Source organism: Chryseobacterium amylolyticum, assembly GCF_051011775.1.
Classification (GTDB): domain Bacteria; phylum Bacteroidota; class Bacteroidia; order Flavobacteriales; family Weeksellaceae; genus Chryseobacterium.
This window is the reverse complement of record NZ_JBPCHX010000004.1, coordinates 145,340-164,401: the sequence shown is the minus strand read 5'-3', so window position 1 is coordinate 164,401 and position 19,062 is coordinate 145,340. Positions and strand designations below refer to the sequence as shown.

General features: G+C 37.5%; 21 protein-coding genes. 5 read left to right on the top strand and 16 right to left on the bottom strand.

All coding sequences use genetic code 11. The features are described 5' to 3' along the window. Positions 1–16: 16 nt before the first annotated feature. Positions 17–649: an NAD(P)H-dependent oxidoreductase gene (locus ACR1PO_RS12695; RefSeq protein ID WP_433986982.1), complete on the bottom strand. Its 633-nt coding sequence runs from the start codon at positions 647–649 to the stop codon at positions 17–19. Positions 650–935: 286 nt separating this feature from the next. On the opposite strand from ACR1PO_RS12695, the gene ACR1PO_RS12690 reads away from it, so the two are divergent. Continuing rightward, complete coding sequence (locus ACR1PO_RS12690; RefSeq protein WP_433986981.1) at positions 936–1,688, top strand: SDR family oxidoreductase; 753 nt, start codon at positions 936–938, stop codon at positions 1,686–1,688. Between the two features lie 5 nt (positions 1,689–1,693). On the opposite strand, the gene ACR1PO_RS12685 is transcribed toward ACR1PO_RS12690, so the two are convergent. The 14 genes from ACR1PO_RS12685 to ACR1PO_RS12620 all read right to left on the bottom strand — a co-directional run bounded on the left by ACR1PO_RS12685 (position 1,694) and on the right by ACR1PO_RS12620 (position 14,885). Beyond that, complete coding sequence (locus ACR1PO_RS12685) at positions 1,694–2,005, bottom strand: hypothetical protein (protein WP_433986980.1); 312 nt, start codon at positions 2,003–2,005, stop codon at positions 1,694–1,696. A gap of 70 nt (positions 2,006–2,075) precedes the next feature. Continuing rightward, positions 2,076–3,035, bottom strand: coding sequence for a protein-glutamine glutaminase (locus ACR1PO_RS12680; RefSeq protein WP_433986979.1), 960 nt, complete (start codon positions 3,033–3,035; stop codon positions 2,076–2,078). A 1,809-nt stretch (positions 3,036–4,844) separates the two neighbouring features. Next, positions 4,845–5,573, bottom strand: a complete 729-nt coding sequence (gene lipB / locus ACR1PO_RS12675) for a lipoyl(octanoyl) transferase LipB (protein ID WP_433986978.1) — start codon at positions 5,571–5,573, stop codon at positions 4,845–4,847. A 31-nt stretch (positions 5,574–5,604) separates the two neighbouring features. Next, entirely contained in the window at positions 5,605–6,339 is a 735-nt protein-coding gene (gene trpA, locus ACR1PO_RS12670; RefSeq protein WP_433986977.1) for a tryptophan synthase subunit alpha, read from the bottom strand. A 124-nt stretch (positions 6,340–6,463) separates the two neighbouring features. Further along, complete coding sequence (gene trpB / locus ACR1PO_RS12665) at positions 6,464–7,642, bottom strand: tryptophan synthase subunit beta (protein ID WP_433986976.1); 1,179 nt, start codon at positions 7,640–7,642, stop codon at positions 6,464–6,466. 4 nt (positions 7,643–7,646) lie between these two features. Then, positions 7,647–8,192 carry a GNAT family N-acetyltransferase gene (locus tag ACR1PO_RS12660; protein ID WP_433986975.1) on the bottom strand — a complete coding sequence of 182 codons (546 nt, stop codon included), beginning with the start codon at positions 8,190–8,192 and terminating at the stop codon, positions 7,647–7,649. Further along, a complete protein-coding gene (locus tag ACR1PO_RS12655; protein ID WP_433986974.1) occupies positions 8,189–8,701 on the bottom strand; it encodes a hypothetical protein in 513 nt (170 codons plus the stop codon). Before ACR1PO_RS12655 ends, ACR1PO_RS12660 begins: the two co-directional genes overlap by 4 nt. Beyond that, entirely contained in the window at positions 8,646–9,413 is a 768-nt protein-coding gene (locus ACR1PO_RS12650; RefSeq protein ID WP_433986973.1) for a phosphoribosylanthranilate isomerase, read from the bottom strand. Before ACR1PO_RS12650 ends, ACR1PO_RS12655 begins: the two co-directional genes overlap by 56 nt. 2 nt (positions 9,414–9,415) lie before the next feature. Further along, complete coding sequence (trpC, locus tag ACR1PO_RS12645) at positions 9,416–10,201, bottom strand: indole-3-glycerol phosphate synthase TrpC (protein ID WP_433986972.1); 786 nt, start codon at positions 10,199–10,201, stop codon at positions 9,416–9,418. Positions 10,202–10,233: 32 nt separating this feature from the next. Further along, a complete protein-coding gene (gene trpD / locus ACR1PO_RS12640) occupies positions 10,234–11,220 on the bottom strand; it encodes an anthranilate phosphoribosyltransferase (RefSeq protein ID WP_332388525.1) in 987 nt (328 codons plus the stop codon). 41 nt (positions 11,221–11,261) lie between these two features. After that, on the bottom strand, positions 11,262–11,864 hold the full coding sequence (locus tag ACR1PO_RS12635; RefSeq protein ID WP_433986971.1) for an anthranilate synthase component II: 603 nt from the start codon (positions 11,862–11,864) through the stop codon (positions 11,262–11,264). A gap of 74 nt (positions 11,865–11,938) precedes the next feature. Beyond that, positions 11,939–13,363 (bottom strand): anthranilate synthase component I family protein, encoded by a 1,425-nt coding sequence (locus ACR1PO_RS12630; protein WP_433986970.1) that lies wholly within the window; start codon positions 13,361–13,363, stop codon positions 11,939–11,941. Positions 13,364–13,608: 245 nt separating this feature from the next. Next, positions 13,609–14,250, bottom strand: coding sequence for a hypothetical protein (locus ACR1PO_RS12625; RefSeq protein ID WP_433986969.1), 642 nt, complete (start codon positions 14,248–14,250; stop codon positions 13,609–13,611). Positions 14,251–14,432: 182 nt separating this feature from the next. Further along, positions 14,433–14,885, bottom strand: a complete 453-nt coding sequence (locus ACR1PO_RS12620) for a cupin domain-containing protein (RefSeq protein WP_433986968.1) — start codon at positions 14,883–14,885, stop codon at positions 14,433–14,435. Between the two features lie 199 nt (positions 14,886–15,084). On the opposite strand from ACR1PO_RS12620, the gene ACR1PO_RS12615 reads away from it, so the two are divergent. The 4 genes from ACR1PO_RS12615 (at position 15,085) to lysS (ending at position 18,510) form a co-directional block, all read left to right on the top strand. Beyond that, complete coding sequence (locus ACR1PO_RS12615; protein ID WP_433986967.1) at positions 15,085–15,303, top strand: hypothetical protein; 219 nt, start codon at positions 15,085–15,087, stop codon at positions 15,301–15,303. Next, positions 15,303–15,677: a c-type cytochrome gene (locus ACR1PO_RS12610; RefSeq protein ID WP_374463951.1), complete on the top strand. Its 375-nt coding sequence runs from the start codon at positions 15,303–15,305 to the stop codon at positions 15,675–15,677. Before ACR1PO_RS12615 ends, ACR1PO_RS12610 begins: the two co-directional genes overlap by 1 nt. 3 nt (positions 15,678–15,680) lie before the next feature. After that, positions 15,681–16,610: a 23S rRNA (adenine(1618)-N(6))-methyltransferase RlmF gene (gene rlmF / locus ACR1PO_RS12605; protein WP_332388509.1), complete on the top strand. Its 930-nt coding sequence runs from the start codon at positions 15,681–15,683 to the stop codon at positions 16,608–16,610. 202 nt (positions 16,611–16,812) lie between these two features. Further along, positions 16,813–18,510, top strand: coding sequence for a lysine--tRNA ligase (gene lysS, locus ACR1PO_RS12600; protein ID WP_142725616.1), 1,698 nt, complete (start codon positions 16,813–16,815; stop codon positions 18,508–18,510). 36 nt (positions 18,511–18,546) lie between these two features. Here the strand turns inward: lysS and ACR1PO_RS12595 are convergent, their stop codons facing one another. Next, the gene (locus ACR1PO_RS12595) at positions 18,547–19,062 is read right to left on the bottom strand and encodes a ClbS/DfsB family four-helix bundle protein (RefSeq protein ID WP_433986966.1); all 516 of its coding nucleotides are present in this window, start codon (positions 19,060–19,062) and stop codon (positions 18,547–18,549) included.

Genomic DNA, 19,062 nt, shown 5'->3' with positions numbered 1-19,062 from the left:
AGATTCGATGAAGGTATTATTTTTTTATGATAAATTCATCCATTGGAATTCTGACTTTTTTCATAGTGGAAAGCCAGTCATTAGCTTCATCACGGTATCCGAGATATAAAAGACTTACACTTTTTAATCCCAGTTCTCTTAGTCCCAGTACTTCATCCACAACATCATTGCTGAATCCTTCTGCCGGAGTACTGTCGATTTTAAGTTCTGCAGCCTGAGCAAGGGCAATCCCTAATGCAATATAAGTCTGGCGGGCAGTATGTGCAAAATGCTCTTCAGGAGTCTGTGCACCATATATTTCTTTGATCTTATCAGTATAGCTTCCGAAACGGCCTCTTGGAAGATCTCTTACGTCAGTATGATAATCGTAAACTTTGTCAATTTTTTCATTGGAATAGCTGTCCCATGCAGCAAACACCAAAACGTGAGAAGAATCTCTCATTACTTCAGGGTTTAAAGCTCCGGCTACCATTTTTTCTTTCAGTTCCTGGCTTTCAACTACAATAATTCGGAAAGGTTGTAATCCCGATGAAGTAGGCGCCAGTCTCGCAGCTTCTAAAATAGTGTTAAGGTCTTCCTGTGAAACTTTTTTGGTTGGATCATAAGCTTTTACAGCATGTCTCCAGTTCAGATCTTCTATTAATGACATTTTTCTTTTTGTTTTTAAATTAAACTACTTGTTGATTTTTAAATTTCAGCTTTTATGTTCAGCTGAATTAACAGTACAAATATACAATCAATTTAATTGTGTACAATTTAATTTTGAGTGATTTTATTGATGGCAATTATTGATAAACTTTAAATGGCAAAAAATAAAAGAGCTAAATCGCAAACAGGAGTTGCATTATTTGCCTTTTCACTCAATTCCACACGATTCGGATTTTATAAAACAACCACTATTCCAATCTTTGCCATAGAATTTTAAATTAAAAACAATGCAGAGATTTAAAAACAAAACCGCATTAATTACGGGCGGAACGAACGGGATGGGGCTGGCTGCCGCTCAGAAATTTATTGATGAAGGAGGATCAGTGATCATCACCGGAAGAAGTGAAGAAACGGTGAATAAAGCTTTAGACAAACTTGGAGAAAGGGCTTTTGGAATTGTTTCCAATGCCGGAAATATGAAAGACCTTATGAACCTGCAGTACGAAATCAGAAAATATACGGAACAGATTGATGTGATTTTTGCCAATGCAGGATATGGAAGATTTGCTCCTGTGGAATATGTAGATGAAAATCAGTTTGATGAATTATTTAATATGCTGGTAAAAGGGCCGTTTTTTACGGTACAGCAGGTATTGCCTTTAATGAAAAGCGGCAGCTCCGTTATTTTCAATACTTCAGTGGCAACGGATATTGCCATGCCTAATTTTTCGGTGTATTCTGCAGCAAAATCTGCGGTGCAGTCATTTATCAAAACGTTTGCAGTAGAACTTACAGAACGCGGTATTCGTGTCAATGGAGTGAGCCCCGGACATATCAAAACCAATATTTTTAACAATACTGGTTTAACCGGCGAGCAGATTGAAAGTGCTATTGAAGATATCATTCCCACGATTCCTTTTAAAAGGCAGGGCGAACCTTCCGAAATAGCTAATGTAGTACTGTTTCTGGCTTCGGAGGAGGCGTCGTATATCCACGGAGCGGAAGTAAAAGTAGATGCAGGTATTTCTGTAATCAGATAATACGATTATTGAATATCTTTAATTTCTCTGATGATATTGGTTTTGTTTTCAATACCTATATTATAAGCCTTACTTTTCTTAAAGCTTTGGGTTGCTTTTTCCATAAGAGCTTTATAATCCGGCGATTTTTTGGAAAGATAAAATACCTGAGCACTGATTCCAATCGCGACACGTACCATTTCATTGGGTTTGTCCGGATCTTCGGTGATATCTGAAATAGTGGCATTATTATACCAGGTTAAATTCTGTGAACCGGAATTACCGGAGCAGGATGCAATCATAATAAAAATTAATAATAAATAGGACCAGGCTTTCATAATGAAAAAGTATTAAATAAAAAGCTCCTGCAATGTATCAAAATAATTGCAGGAGCTCTATATAAATTAGTTAAAATCCACAGCTTGCTACACTTGGTGCAGGGGAAGGAGAACATCCTGAAAGGGATGAGAATATATTCAGTACACAGTTGGTATTCACATAGTTGTTGTCATACAGCAATGAACCTGACGGACTTCTGTAGTATACATTTCCTGCAGTATTGGCATAAGAAGATACTGAAGCAGATCCGCAGCTTGTGTTGGTACATGCAGCTCTCCATGCAGAATCAGTTACCGGTCCGCTGGAGAATAATGAAGGATCTATGATTCTTTTTTCAACAATTCCGGAAGCATTTTTGAAGCTTACCAATATCGCCACGTGGTATACCCAGGATACGCAGCATGTTCCTGTAGAAGCTCTCAGATTACCATATACAAACTGCTTTTCACAGTCGTAGCCGGCATTCAATAGTATTTGTCTCATTTTGTGTGCTCTTGCATAGCATCCGTCTACAGGATATCTGAAAGTGATACATGGTGAAGAGGCGGTAGAAGTTCCGCAAGCCTGGTTTTTAATCTGAGCAAAAAGGCTGTTTAACGTTGCAAGATTAGGAATTACGCTTACAGCCTTACTGCTTTCCCCTCTTTCTTCTTTGTTGAATACCGATTTGAAATAACGGATGTCATCATCTGTTGCTTTTTCTACTTTTGCAATTTTATTGGTATTGGCTTTAAGGAAAACATGAACAGGAGTTTCATTCTCAACAGCCTGTCTGATCATGGAAATATAGCCTGCATTTTCTTTACTGTCCGCAATTTCATACGGCTGGGCAGTAACCATAAATGAGATTTTAAACTTTCCATCTTCTTTTTCAATCCCTACCGGAACAGTCTTGCCGAAATCTTTCATAGCAATTTCGTTAGATTCCTTAGCGACAAGATTCGGATCCTGGTTGGCATTTGAATCTGAGCAGGCATTGAATGACAGGATAGTCACGAATGCCATCATGGATAACAGAAATTTTTTCATAGTTTTTATATTTTGGTGGTTAGTTTTCAATGAACTTTTTAATTGTAATAGTTCACTTATTTGTGATATTAAAAGTAATGAAAATTAAAATATATGCAAGAATTTTTTTGAAAAAAAATACATTATGCTGTATTTATACTTTGTCCATTCCGTAAGAATCTCAACGATGTAATACGGATTACATCTAAAAACAGTCTCAATAATAGTAGGATTCTGTAAGTAGAAAAATCTTGAAATAGAATTTCAGGAACTGGATTCCTACGGAATGGACAAGGTGAATGGATACTTTATTCCTGACATACAAATGTTTTTCAATAAGATAAGTCCATTCATACTTTGTTCATTCCGTAAGAATCTCAACGATGTAATACGGATTACATCTAAAAAGAGTCTCAATAATAGTAGAATTCTGTAAGTAGAAAAATCTTGAAATAGAATTTCAGGAACTGGCTTCCTACGGAATGGACAAGGTGGGTGGATACTTTATTCCTGACATACAAATGTTTTTCAATAAGATAAGTCTATTCATACTTTGTCCATTCCGTAGGAATCTCAACAATGTAATACGGATTACATCTAAAAACAGTCTCAATAATAGTAGGATTCTGTAAGTAGAAAAATCTTGAAATAGAATTTCAGGAACTGGATTCCTACGGAATGGACAAGGTGAATGGATACTTTATTCCTGACATACAAATGTTTTTCAATAAGATAAGTCTATTCATACTTTGTTCATTCCGTAAGAATCTCAACGATGTAATACGGATTACATCTAAAAAGAGTCTCAATAATAGTAGAATTCTGTAAGTAGAAAAATCTTGAAATAGAATTTCAGGAACTGGCTTCCTACGGAATGGACAAGGTGGGTGGATACTTTATTCCTGACATACAAATGTTTTTCAATAAGATAAGTCTATTCATACTTTGTCCATTCCGTAGGAATCTCAACAATGTAATACGGATTACATCTAAAAACAGTCTCAATAATAGTAGAATTCTGTAAAGTAGAAAAATCTTGAAATAGAATTTCAGGAACTGGCTTCCTACGGAATGGACAAGGTGAATGGATACTTTATTCCTGACATACAAATGTTTTTCAATAAGATAAGTCTATTCATACTTTGTCCATTCCGTAGGAATCTCAACGATGTAATACGGATTACATCTAAAAACAGTCTCAATAATAGTAGAATTCTGTAAAGTAGAAAAATCTTGAAATAGAATTTCAGGAACTGGATTCCTACGGAATGGACAAGGTGAATGGATAATTTATTCCTGACATACAAATGTTTTTCAATAAGATAAGTCTATTCATACTTTGTCCATTCCGTAGGAATCTCAACAATGTAATACGGATTACATCTAAAAACAGTCTCAATAATAGTAGAATTCTGTAAAGTAGAAAAATCTTGAAATAGAATTTCAGGAACTGGCTTCCTACGGAATGGACAAGGTGGATGGATAATTTATTCCTGACATACAAATGTTTTTCAATAAGATAAGCTGTTTATACTTTGTTCATTCCATAGGAATCTCAACGATGTAATACGGATTACATCTAAAAACAGTCTCAATAATAGTAGAATTCTGTAAAAGTAGAAAAATCTTGAAATAGAATTTCAGGAACTGGATTCCTACGGAATGGACAAGGTGGATGGATAATTTATTCCTGACATACAAATGTTTTTCAATAAGATAAGCTGTTTATACTCTGTCCATTCCGTAAGAATCTTAACTACGGATTAAACTAAAAAACCAGTTTCATTTATTGAAACTGGCATTCTTATATCTTGATGAAAATTATTCTGATTATTTATAAAGCAATTCTGCCTGAAAAACGTCTGCAAAATGTTTTCTGATCTTTGCTTTCAGCTCTTCCATTTCTTCTGGTGTCAACTCTCTTTCAAGCTCTCTTTTTAAAGAAGTCACCTGCTTGTCTTTGATACCACATGGGATGATATATTCAAAATAACGCATATCCGTATTCACATTCAGTGCGAAACCATGAAGGGTTACCCAGCGGGAAGCTTTCACGCCCATAGCACACATTTTTCTGGCGTAAGGTTTTCCTACATCCAGCCATACTCCGGTCTCTCCCGGGGAACGTTCTCCTTTAATACCATATTCGGCAATGGTTCTGATGATCACTTCTTCCAGGTTTCTCATATATAAATGAATATCTGTAAAAAAGTTTTCAAGATCCAGAATAGGATAGCCCACAACCTGTCCGTAGCCATGATAGGTAATATCTCCGCCACGGTTTACTTTCACGAAAGTGGCATCAATTTCTTTCAGTGTATCAATACCGGCAAGCATATTTTCTTCATGCCCGCTTTTTCCCAATGTATACACGTGCGGATGCTCTACAAAAAGAAGGTGGTTCGGGGTGGTACTATGTTGTTCAGCAGGAAGATCCCTGTTTTTTATTTTGGTATCAATGATGTTTTTCATCAGTTGCTCCTGATAATCCCAGGCCGGCTGATATTCTCTGATTCCTAAATCTTCAAATTCTACTACTTTATTCTGATTTGTATTCATTGCAATTTTTGATATACAAATTTAGTGAATTTTACGCTTTTATAGAATGGATAAAATCTATGGCATTCTTTTTCCAGTCTTTATCATTCAGAAGGATATTGACAAAGGCAGTTCCGATAATACCGCCATCTGCCTTTTCCGTTACATTTTCAAAATCTTCTTTCGATTTAATCCCGAACCCGATCATTATCTGATTTTTAAGCGGAAGGGCAGCGAGTCTGGAAAGATAATCTTCATTTTTTACAACTGCATTTTCATTTCCGGTGGTGGAAGAAGAACTTACTGCGTACAGAAATCCTGAACTTAATGAATCCAGATAGATCATTCTTTCATCGGATGTTTCCGGAGTTACAAGAAAGGTGAAATTAAGATGGTATTGTTTTAAAATCTGCTGATAATTTTTCTCAAATTCAATAGGAGGGAGGTCAGGGAGGATCAGTCCTGAAACGCCACTTTCTGCACACGCCGCACAAAATTTCTCAAATCCGAAACTCAATACCGGATTGATGTAGCCCATCAGAATAACAGGAATTCTGATTTTGTCTTTGATGGCTTTTAATTGTGACAGCAGTTTTTCAATGGTCATTCCGTTTTGTAAAGCTTGTTCGTGAGCTTTCTGGATCACAGGGCCGTCTGCTACAGGATCAGAATAAGGCATTCCGATTTCAATCATATCTGCTCCGGAATCCTGAATCAGTTGTATAATATCAGCGGTATTTTCCAGTTGTGGAATTCCTGCTGTGAAGTATATATTCAGTTTTTTCATTTTTTATTGTATTAAAGTATAATGTACAAAGTATAATGTACGAAGTACAATGTATAAAGTAGTATTAAACTCAGGTGAGAAAGTACATTGTACATTTTACATCTGACATTTTACATCTGACATTTTACAAATTCTTCAGATACGTTTCCATATCCTTATCCCCACGGCCACTCAGACAAATAACAACGATATCGTTTTCATTAAATTTCTTTTTGTCCAGAACAGCAAGGGCATGAGCGCTTTCCAATGCCGGGATAATTCCTTCCAGTTTGGTCAGCTCAAAAGCACATTGCAAAGCTTCATCGTCATTAATGCTAAAGAATTCAGCTCTTTTTTCTTTGAATAAATTCGCATGAAAAGGTCCTATTCCAGGGTAATCCAGTCCTGCGGAAATTGAATGCGGCTCAATAACCTGTCCGTCTTCCGTCTGCATTACAAGACTTTTGCTTCCGTGAAGTACACCAAGCGTTCCTAAAAAAGTAGTGGCAGCAGACTTTCCTGAATCTACACCCAGACCACCGGCTTCAGCGGCGATAATTTTTACTTCCTTTTCTTCTACAAAATGATAGAAAGTCCCGGCAGCATTACTCCCGCCACCTACACAGGCAATCACATAATCAGGATTTTCTCTTCCGGTCTTTTCTTTAAGCTGTTCTCTGATTTCCTTTGAGATGATACTCTGGAATCGTGCCACAAGATCCGGGAACGGGTGAGGGCCAACCACGCTTCCGATCACATAATGAGTCGTTACAGGATTGTTGATCCAGTCTCTCAGGGCTTCGTTCACAGCATCTTTCAGGGTTTTTGAACCTGAAGTGGCTGCTACAACTTCTGCACCCAGCATTTTCATTCTCGCCACATTCGGGGCCTGTCTCTGGATATCAATTTCTCCCATATAAACGATGCATTGTAAACCCAACAGAGCACATGCTGTAGCAGTGGCAACACCATGCTGCCCGGCTCCGGTTTCAGCAATAATTCTCGTTTTTCCGAGACGTTTTGCCAGAAGAACCTGTCCCAGGGCATTATTGATTTTATGGGCTCCGGTATGGTTGAGGTCTTCCCGTTTCAGATAGACCTGCGTATTGTATTTCTGGCTTAGATTTTTAGCAAAATATAGCGGTGTAGCACGTCCTACATAGTTTTTCAGCAAATCCTGATACTCAGCCTGAAAATCTTCAGATTCTATAATTTCAAGATAGTTTCTTTGTAACTCTTCTACATTAGGATAGAGCATTTCGGGAATAAAAGCACCTCCAAACTCTCCATAATATCCGTTTTCATCGGGGTTTTTATAATTCATTTTTTTATTCTTTAGTCATTAAATAAGCATTGTTTTGTGGGCTCAGCTGGTTGAGCAGTTCTTTTCTTTCCTGTGTGGTGTGAAAAATCAAAATATCATCATCTTCAGAATTCACCCATTCCGAGCCGATACTTTCTTTGATCATTTTGGCTTTGTCATGAAGTATTTCAATATCACATTTTTCATAAAAAGGACGAAGATCCGAATGGCAGAAACCAATCGCCTCCAGATTTCTTTGTACAGCATTCTCTTTGAAATGACGAACCAACGCTGCTCCATATCCTTTCTTTTTATGAGCGGAAACAAGTCCTACCACTTCAGCAAAGGAATATTCATTGCCTGCTATTTCTAAGGTAAAATCAAAATTCACCCGCATAACCGCCAGTATATTTTCATCCGTATCCAACAGGAAATGAAATTCCGAATCTTTAAAAAAAGTAATAAAATAGGCAGATTTCATGGCGTTCCATGCAGAAATATCCCATAGTTGCAAAATATGTTCTATTTCCTTTTCCTTTAAATCCTGAGTTTCTTTTATCTGATATTTCATGGGTTTAAACTATTAATAAATGTAAGATGGTAATCATATTGTTGTTTGGTGATCAGTTTTTTATAATATAACAACTCAATTTTGTGCATTAAATCTATTAAGGTTGCTTTGTCTATTTTCGACTGATACATCGTGATAGCAATTTCGAGATTATCAATCAGATAGTAAGAGTCAGAATCGTCATAAAGTAAAAATATTTTAGCATAAATTAATCCTAAGTCATACTTTACCACTGATCTGACATGGTTTTCTAAAAATTTATCCGAAATAATAACCAGATAATAGCTGTTCCACAGGCTGATTCTTTCAAAAAAATACTGGATATCTCCTTCTTCAAAATCTTTAATGATACAGATGAAATCAGACAATAACCCGCCTGCTTCCCAATGTTCTGTGTTACTGTCATTCTCCGCAACAAAATGGTACAGGTTCTGAATTTTTTCATTCCCGAATTTAGGGGGAAATAATGTTTTGTAAAATGTCTTTTTTAGCAAATGTATATTCATCATTGTGTTTTTTTTTATTATTATTCTGCTGGTACAGGCTTTTAAATTCTCTTATTCTGTCAATATTTTTATGTCCGGGCTCTGTTTCAAATTTTGAATTGATATCCAGTGCAAAAGGCTGATGCTTCAATATTTCAATATTCCCGATGTTGTCTTCTGAAATACCACCGCTTAAAAAGTAGGGTAGAGGAATCTCAAGTTCATTCAGGATATTCCAGTCGAATTGTTTTCCTGTTCCGCCAAAGGCTTTGCTGTCTGTATCAAAAAGATAATAGGTGACAGGTTGCAGATTGCAGGTTGTCCGTTGAAAGTGAAAAACCTGCGTTATTTTCATTTTATTTTCAGCTGCATTGTTTCCGATCCTTATTGCTTTAATAATACCAACTGCCGGATTCAGTTTTTGTCTTAGTTCAACAATGAAATCATCACTTTCATCGCCATGAAGCTGAACAAAATTCAATCCTGCTTTTTGTACCATCTGTAGAATGATATCCATTTTTTCATTAACGAAAACACCAGTTTTTCCCTGATGATCAATAGCTGAGATCTCTTCCGTACTCAGACGATTCAAAACATATCTCGGTGATTTTTCATAGAAAATAAAACCGAGGAAATCTACATTCATAGAAATCAATTCCTGAATCTGATCCGGCTTTGTGAGTCCGCAGACTTTGAGCAAAGATGGCTGGTATAAGGTCGGAGGTTGCAGGTTCATTGTTAATTATTATTTAAAATTTGAGAAGCAAATTCTTCAAACGCTTTGGCCGGATTTGTATTTTTCATAAAATATTCGCCCATCAGAAAGCTGTCAAATCCTTTTTCCTTTAAAAATCTGAAATCTTCCAGACTGTAAATACCGCTTTCTGCAACAGACAAAACGCCTTTCGGAAGCTGATTTTTCAGCTGAACGGAATGCTGCAGATCTACTTTGAAATCTTTAAGGTTCCTGTTGTTGATGCCTACCAGATCAATTTTTGAATTAAAATGCTTCAGTTCATCTTCGGTATGAATTTCCAGCAAAACCTCCATTTTCAGTTCGTGGGCCAGGTCTGTAAATTCCTGAACCTGATCCGGTGAAAGACAAGATGCAATCAGTAGAACCACGTCAGCACCGATGCTTTTAGCTTCATAAAACTGATATTCATCAATCATGAAATCTTTACGGAGTATGGGAATTGTAATCTGTTCTCTTACATTTACAATATCCGTTAAATCCCCTCCGAAAAAATCTCTGTCGGTAAGAATGGAAATTCCACTGGCTCCAAAATTTTCGTATGCTGAAATCACTTCTAATGGTTCCACGGTATTGTTGATGATTCCTTTTGAAGGAGATTGTCTTTTAAACTCAGCGATGATCCCATTTTTATTTTTGACAGATTCTTTCAGAGAAATTGTTTTTCTCCTGAAAAGAGCACTGTCTTTTAGGTGATCAAGATGCATTTTTGATTGAGCTGATGCAACTTCTTCCTTTTTTCGTTCGATAATTTTATCCAGTATGGTCATTTTTGTGTTTAGAATTTAGTAAATGGTGAATTTTAATTAATCAAAAGATTAAAACTTTTCAATGCTTTTCCGCTTTGCAGACTTTCGTTAGCCAGTAGAAGACATTCATCATATGTTCCGAAGCGGTGTGTGTTGTACAGCGCTACTGAAGCATTGGCCAGAATCACAGAGTTCTGTTGTTCCGTACCCTTTCCTTCCAGGATATTCATAAATATTTTTGCGGTTTCCTGAATGGAGTTTCCTGCTTTAATATCTTCCAGCGTTACAGCATTGAAGCCTAAGTCTTCAGCAGAATAGATTTCCTCACCGTTTTTCGTGATGATTTTGCTGTCGCCGGTAAGGCTTATCTCATCATATCCGTCCAGACCGTGGACCAGAATAAATTCACGTTCTTCCTTTTGAAGAAGATACTGATAAATTCTGGCAATTTCGAGATTGTACACCCCAATCATTGAATATTTGGGTTTTGCAGGATTCACTAACGGGCCCAGGAGGTTAAAAAATGTTCTTAATCCCAGAGATTTTCTCAATAATCCAACAGATTGAAGTGCGGGATGAAAATAAGGAGCGTGTAAGAAGCAGATGTTGGCTCTTTCAAGATCCTCATTCAATTGTTCCGAATTGTTTTTGAACTGATAGCCTAATTCTTCCAGTACATTGGAAGAGCCTGTAGTGGTAGAAGCTCCGTAATTTCCGTGTTTGGTTACCTTTTGACCGGCTCCGGCTACCACAAAGCTGGCCAGTGTAGAGATGTTGATCGTATCTTTTCCATCACCTCCCGTTCCTACAATATCAATGGCATCACTGGAATCAATGTCTACAGGAACGGCCATCTGTAATAAAGCTTCTCTGAAGCCTTCCAGTTCTTTCAGGGTAATATTCCGCATCAGGAAAACACTGATGAAGGCAGTAACCTCTGCGGAGTTGAATTTATTCTGTGCAATCTCAATCATCGTAGCCTTAGCTTCTGATTTTGAAAGCGTATTATGATTAAACAGGTATTGCAGTATTTCTTTCATTTGAGGTGCTTTTATAGTTGCTGAAGGATTTTCTAAAGCTTTCATGACAGTAGGAAGTTTTTAATGATCATTTCACCTTCGGGCGTTAAAATGCTTTCAGGGTGAAACTGTACAGCATGTACATCATACGTTTTGTGCTGTAAAGCCATGATCATTCCGTCTTTATCTACAGCAGTGATTTCCAGCTCTTCCGGGAAACCTTCAGTATTGACTGCCCAGCTGTGGTATCTTCCCACTTCCAGACCAGAATGCAAATCTTTGAAAAGTTTGGTATTTTCTTTCACCAGCTCAGTCGTGGTAGCCACTCCGTGAAAGATTTCAGACAGATTGATCAGGCTTCCCCCGAAAGCTTCCGCGATAGCCTGCTGGCCTAAACATACACCAAAGATGCTTTTTGTAGGAGCATATTCTTTGATAAGGTCTAATAAAATACCTGCTTCCTCGGGAATTCCGGGGCCGGGAGAAAGGATGATTTTGTCATATTTTCCGATTTCTTCCAGAGTGATTTCGTCATTTCTTACCACATCCACTTTTTGATTCAGAATTCTTTCGATGATCTGGACCAGATTGTATGTGAAGCTGTCATAGTTATCGAAAACGAGGACTTTGAGTGACGGCTGTTGAGAGTTTATAGTGTTGTTCATTGCTTTTTTGTTAGATAGTTGCTGGTTATTTTTTGTTGCTGGTTATTTTTGTTGCTGGTTGATAGTTGGTGGGTTTATTTTTCAACTATTTTTTCTGCTTTTTCCACAGCTTTTTTAAGGGCATTCAGTTTATTATTGACTTCCTGCAGCTCATTTTCCGGGACAGATTTTGCCACCAGTCCGGCACCTGCCTGGTAAAATAATGTATTGTTTTTACTTAAGAAAGTTCTGATCATAATGGCCTGGTTGCAGGTTCCGTTCAGTCCGATGATTCCTATACAGCCGCCATAATAACCGCGGGAATCTTTTTCATATTGATTGATCAGCTGAAGCGCTTTATGTTTGGGTGCACCGCTGAGGGTTCCCTGGGGAAAGGTGGCAGACACCATTTCAAGAGGATTAATATCATCAGAAACATCAGCAGTCACTTCACTTACCATATGAATAACGTGCGAGAACAGCTGGATTTCTTTAAGTTTGGTCACCGTTACATTTTTTCCTAGCTTTCCAAGATCATTTCTTGCCAGGTCCACCAGCATGGTATGTTCTGCGTTTTCTTTAGGATCGGCTTTCAGGACTTCAATGGCTTCAAGGTCAGCTTCAAAATTTCCCGTTCTTTTGGATGTTCCGGCAATCGGATGGATGGTGGCTTTATTATCTTTAATGATTAACTGGCTTTCAGGACTTGATCCGAATAATTTATAATTGCCGTAATCAAAATAAAAAAGGTAAGGGGAAGGGTTGATGTTTCTCAAAGCCCGGTAAACATTGAACTCATCTCCTTTGAATTTCTGTTCAAATCGTCTGCTCAGAACCAATTGGAAAACGTCTCCGCGCATGCAGTGTTTCTGAGCTGTTTTTACCAGTTCAATATATTCTTCATCTGTAATATTGGAGGTTTCCTCACTTGTTTTCTCGAAAGGATAAATAGGAGTATTCTGATTTTTAATAAGATTTTCCAACAGGTGAAGCTCAGATTTTACTCCATCAATAAAATTCTCGATAAGATACATCTCATCATTGAAATGATTGATAGCAATCACATATTGGTATAATCTGTATCTCAGGACAGGAATTTCAACTTCTTTGCTTTGTGCTTTAAGGCTGATGTTTTCAAAAAACTGTACCGCTTCAAAGCTTGTATACCCAAAAAGGCTCTGGGCTGTCTGCTCTATTGCGTCATTGGTGGGTTCACATTTAAAAATATTGCGGAAATCTTCAAAAATATCTGTGATATTCCGCTCCATAATAAACTGCTTTACAGGAGTAGAGGCAGGAAGTTTAATTTCGTATTTGTTGAGGTTTTTTACTTCAATTCCGGCAATGGCATTCACTGCAATAAAGGAAAAGTTATTATCAATACTTTTTGAATCTGAACTTTCCAGAAGAATTGTATCACGGAATTTATCCCTGATCTTGAGGTAAATATTCATGGGAGTGTGAAGGTCTCCCAGTGTTTTTTTCGAAACAGTTTTTATTTTGATTGTGTCTGTAAACATCTTTTTGTTTTTTGTAAGGTTAAAGAATAAAAAAGGCTTCAACGGTATCCGTCAAAGCCTATATATTGTTTTTTGATTATTTCTGCTGTAATTAACAACATGACAATACCTTCAGACCCGACGAAGAGTTTGAAAGCCACCACCAAATATTGTTGTTCATTTTAAACATGGGACAAATGTAGAAATTTTTTTTATACCTGGACTAAAAAATTTCTGAAAATAAAAAAACTTAACATTGAAACCTTTTATTTAAGCTGTTTGAGTTCCTGCCTTAATTCCTCAAGTTTCTTATTGTAATTTTCATCATCATAGTCTTTTACATAATTTTCGAGCGCATTAATATATTCTTTAATGAATTCCTTATTCGTTCTGTCTGCCTCATATTTTATTTTTGCAGAATTAACGGGAGCCAGTTTTTCATTTTGTAATACAATTTTTCCTTCCCTGGACTGGTCATAAAGGATGACAATGTTTTTCTCATATCCCGGGATGTATTTTACGGGAATATCCTTGTCATCCGGAATTCTGATTGAATTTCGGATTGGATAAATTGCAGCACTGGTAGTAGAGAAGAAAGTAGTGGTGTATTTTCCGTCCTGTTTCTTTACAATAGCTTCATAATCGTGAATATACATGTCATTCAGGGTAGAATTGGTCTCTACATCAGCAGTAATGATCGCAGTGCTTTCAACACCGTATTTATTCAAGAACCACGCATTTAGGAACTGTCCTCCGAACCCGTTCAATATCGCCAGAGGAATGATAGGAATTAAAAGCCAGGCTTTTTTGGTCAGGTAGGAAAGCCCTCCAAAGAACACCAGCAGCAGAATCACAGTATAAAAACCATGATGACTGGTGAAAAACAGAATTTTTGAAATTAAAACCATGCATTAAATATAATAATTATTTAAACGCCGGGATCGCAAAGATATAATTAATGCAAATGTTTAGAGAGAACCTAAAGGCTTTTTACTCAGCAAAATGTAATGTCATTAGCTAAAGTAGTAGTCCTGATAACGAAAAACAGAGTTTTAACATAATGGCTTTGCGAACCTGGCGTTTGAACTTTCTACTGTACTGGTTCAGACAATGGAATGTCTGGTGTTCCGCTGTAGAAAACAATCAAAGTTGCTCCCTGTTCTCCGGTTTTGCCCCTGTGGCCGGTATTAACCATTTCAGGAAGTACCTGACCTTTTCTTACCCATTGCGTTTTGCCGTCTTCTTTTCTTTCAATCTGAATTTCGCCTTTTTCCACATACGCGGCATTAATGACCGGATGTTTGTGCCAGTTCAGGGCTGAATTGGGAGGTACGGCAATTTTAAGAACCGAAATTTCCGGCTGGCTTGCAGGATAGGCCGGATACGTTGTTCCGTCCCAGGATTTTGTTGTTTTTAAAAGCGTTACCGATTCAATTTTATCAGAATATTCTGATTGTGGCTCGTTTGAGGAGTTATCACATGACAGAAGGAGGGAAGAAAATACAACAAAGAACGTTGTACCTGATACATTTTTTTTAATCATACATTTTCAATTAATAAGTTGAGTTTTGGTTTGAATCATCCGATATACAAAAATAACAACTTATTTAAAACTCTCTGATGTTTGAATTATTTTTTTGTCATTTGGTTAAGATCCTGACGTAAAAATATTTCCTAAAGAAAACATTTGTCATAAGTTTAAAAGTTTATTTTTTATATTTTTGCTTCCAAATTAGAAAAAAATGAAAAAAGTATTAGCAATCGCATTTATCGGAGGTTTATTATTGACAGGCTGCAAAAAAAAGCCGGATCACTCTTTACAGGATAGCAACACAATGCTTGAAGAACCGGAAGCAACTACAGTTGTAGATTCTACTGCTAAAACTACCGCTCCAGCTGCTGCAACTCCGGCTGCACCTGCACCTGAAGCTGCTAAAACAGATTCTACTGCGAAGAAATAATGAAAAAAATACTTTTGGCAGGAGTGATGGGTCTTATGATCCTTTCCTGTTCTAAAAAAGAAAATACAGCAGAAGTGGCAGCTTCTTCTGAAACGGCTACCGTTTCAGAACCGGCAAAATCCAATCTTTCCGGTGATCAGATCATCGAAACATTGGATTGCTCAGGATGCCACGCTGTGAATGAAAGAATGGTAGGACCTTCTTATCAGGAAATTGCAGGAAAGTATTCTGAAAAGGATACGGAATTGCTGGCTTCCAAAATTATAGAAGGCGGAAGTGGTGTATGGGGAAGTGTGCCTATGGCTGCCCATCCACAGGTGTCAAAAGAAGATGCCAAAAAAATGGTGGAATATATTTTGAGTCAGAAGAAATAAAATATGTCCGCTGAAAAATCCAGTCTGCACACAAGAAACCTGCATCGTAATCCCTATGATTTTGATCAGCTTATTTCTTGTGTGCCGGAACTGAAACATTATGTTTTTGTGAATGCTTATCAGACGGTAACCATTAATTTCAGCATTCCACAGGCAGTGAAACTGCTCAACAAAGCCTTACTCTTACATTTTTATCATGTTAAAGGCTGGGATATTCCAGACACCAATCTCTGTCCGCCTATTCCGGGAAGAGCAGACTATGTCCATTATATTGCCGATCTCTTAGCCGAACAGCTTGACAAAATTCCGGCAGGAAATTCTGTAAAAGGTCTGGATATAGGAACAGGCGCCAATCTTGTCTATCCTTTAATCAGTCACAGATCTTATGGTTGGGCCATGCTGGGGACGGATATCAATCAGGATTCTTTGAAAAATGCTCAGCATATTTTAGATCAGAACCCGGATCTGGCTTCTGTTATTCAGCTGAAAAGTCAGCCTGATGCAGACCATATCTTTGTCAATATCATTAATCCGGAAGACAGATTTACCTTTACAATGTGCAATCCTCCTTTTCATGATTCTGAAGAGTCTGCCATGAAAGGAAATATCAGGAAAACAAAAAACCTTCATCAATCGAAGAAAACCCAACCTCTTCTTAACTTCAGCGGTCAGCAGTCTGAGCTTTGGTGTGAAGGTGGTGAACTTGCTTTTATTACTAAAATGATCAATGAAAGTACATTGTTTTCATCGCAGGTTCTTTGGTTCACATGTCTGGTTTCTAAAAAAGATAATCTCAATAAACTGACGAATCTTTTAAAGAAAGTAAAAGCTGCAGAAGTGAAAACCATCGATATGGCCCAGGGACAAAAAGTAAGCAGAATACTTGCCTGGACATTTATTCCTCAAAAAGACAGAAAAAACTGGTTTATTTAAAATTCAAGGTTTAAAGTTCAATGTTTAAGGGCTGAGGCCAATAGCACAATAATCCAGGCTCGAATCTCACACCCTTAGCCCGGTAACACGTAACACGGACCTCAACACCCTGCATCTCTGCTACTTTTTAAAATTTCTTAAAAAAGCCATTGACGGTCAAGTCAAAAATGCCTAAATTTGTACGCTTTTAGAAAAATAAGAAATGCAATTATCAGAACAAGAAATCATTAGAAGAGAAAAGCTGAACAAGCTTACTGAAATGGGGATTAATGCGTTCCCTGCGGATGAGTATACAATTACAGATACGACAGAATCTATAAAACAGGATTTTTCTGAAAGTAAACAGGTAAAGATCGCTGGTAGATTGATGTCCCGCAGAATTCAGGGGAAAGCTTCTTTCGCAGAATTGCAGGATTCTAAAGGAAAAATTCAGGTTTATTTCAACAGGGACGAGATCTGTCCGGGTGAAGATAAAGAACTATACAATGAAGTATACAAGCACCTTTTGGATATCGGTGATATTATTGGTATCGAAGGAGAATTGTTTACCACTCAGGTAGGAGAGAAGACGGTTTTAGTGAAAAACTTTACGCTTCTTACAAAGGCTTTACGTCCTCTTCCCCAGGCTAAAACTGACGAGAACGGAGTGGTACACGATGGCTTTACAGATCCTGAATTAAGATACAGACAGCGTTATGTAGATTTAACGGTAAACCCACAGGTAAAAGAAATTTTTGTGAAGAGAACAAAATTGTTCAATGCCATGAGAACTTTCTTTAATGATGCAGGATATTTTGAAGTGGAAACCCCAATCCTGCAGTCGATTCCAGGTGGAGCAGCAGCAAAACCGTTTATCACGCACCACAATGCATTAGACATTCCATTATATTTAAGAATTGCCAACGAATTATATCTGAAAAGACTAATCGTAGGTGGTTTTGACGGAGTATATGAGTTCTCCAAAAACTTCAGAAACGAAGGGATGGACAGAACCCATAACCCGGAATTTACTGCTATGGAAATCTATGTGGCTTACAAAGATTATAACTGGATGATGGATTTCACTGAGAAATTACTGGAATTCTGTGCGATCCAGGTAAACGGAACTACAAAAGCTACTTTTGGGGAACATGAAGTGGATTTCAAAGCTCCATACCCAAGGGTTTCTATGACAGAAGCGATCCTGAAATTTACAGGTTTCGATATTACAGGAAAAACTGAGCAGGAATTATATGATTTCGCAAAGTCTATCGGCATTGAAGTGAACGAGACGATGGGTAAAGGAAAACTTATTGATGAGATCTTCGGTGAGAAATGTGAAGGAAACTTCATTCAGCCGACTTTCATTACAGATTATCCGATTGAAATGTCTCCATTAACAAAGAAACACAGAAGCAAGGAAGGTTTAACAGAACGTTTTGAATTAATGGTGTGCGGTAAAGAAATTGCCAACGCTTATTCAGAGCTTAATGATCCTATTGATCAGAGAGAGCGTTTTGAAGCACAGATGGCTTTATCTGAAAGAGGAGATGATGAAGCAATGTTCATCGATCAGGACTTCCTGAGAGCATTGGAATACGGTATGCCGCCAACTTCAGGATTAGGAATCGGAATGGACAGATTGATTATGTTCCTAACCAATAATGCATCGATTCAGGAAGTATTATTCTTCCCTCAGATGAGACCGGAAAAAGCTGCACCGCAGATTGAATTGGGAGAGGATGAAAAAGTAATCCTTGAAATCCTTAATTCCCAGGAAGAACCGATGGCTTTGGCTCAAGTAAAAGAAAGAAGCCAGTTATCCGGTAAAAAATGGGATAAAGCTTCCAAGACTTTGACAAAAAACAATATTGTGAAAGTAGAGAAGATTGACGAAAATCTTTTGATGAAACTGGCTTAAGATTTCTAAGAAAATATAAATAAAAAAGGTACAGTGTTATGCTGTACCTTTTTCTTTTTTCCATTTCCGGATTTGTGTTCTGAAGCTTTTAAACGGAGCTAAGGTATTGATATGAATCCATTTCCAGACCGGCCACTGAGCAGGAGTAGCTGCCCATTTTCTCCGTCCGGGAGTGAATAATGTTTCATCGTCAAGATTTTCTATCCATGTAATGATTTCATTAACTTTATTTTGCAGCAGTTCTCTTTGCTCTTGTAAACTGTAAGAGCCATATTGATCATAGAAAGATTGATATAATCCTCCCAGGTTATTCCATTTATAATCAGGAGCAGGAGTTTTTACTTCAATTCCGTTACTTTCATCAGATTCCCATTGTAAGAGCAGGTGTGTCCAGCCCAATTGATAGGAGATATTTTGCGATGGCGTTTTGTCTACACCCGGCTGCAGAAGATTCTTTTCATCTTCCTTTATATCGTTAAATTCCTGGTTATAGAGCTGGTATCTTTTCTTGAGCTCTTCAATAAATTCCTCTTTGTTCCTGTATCCCTGCAT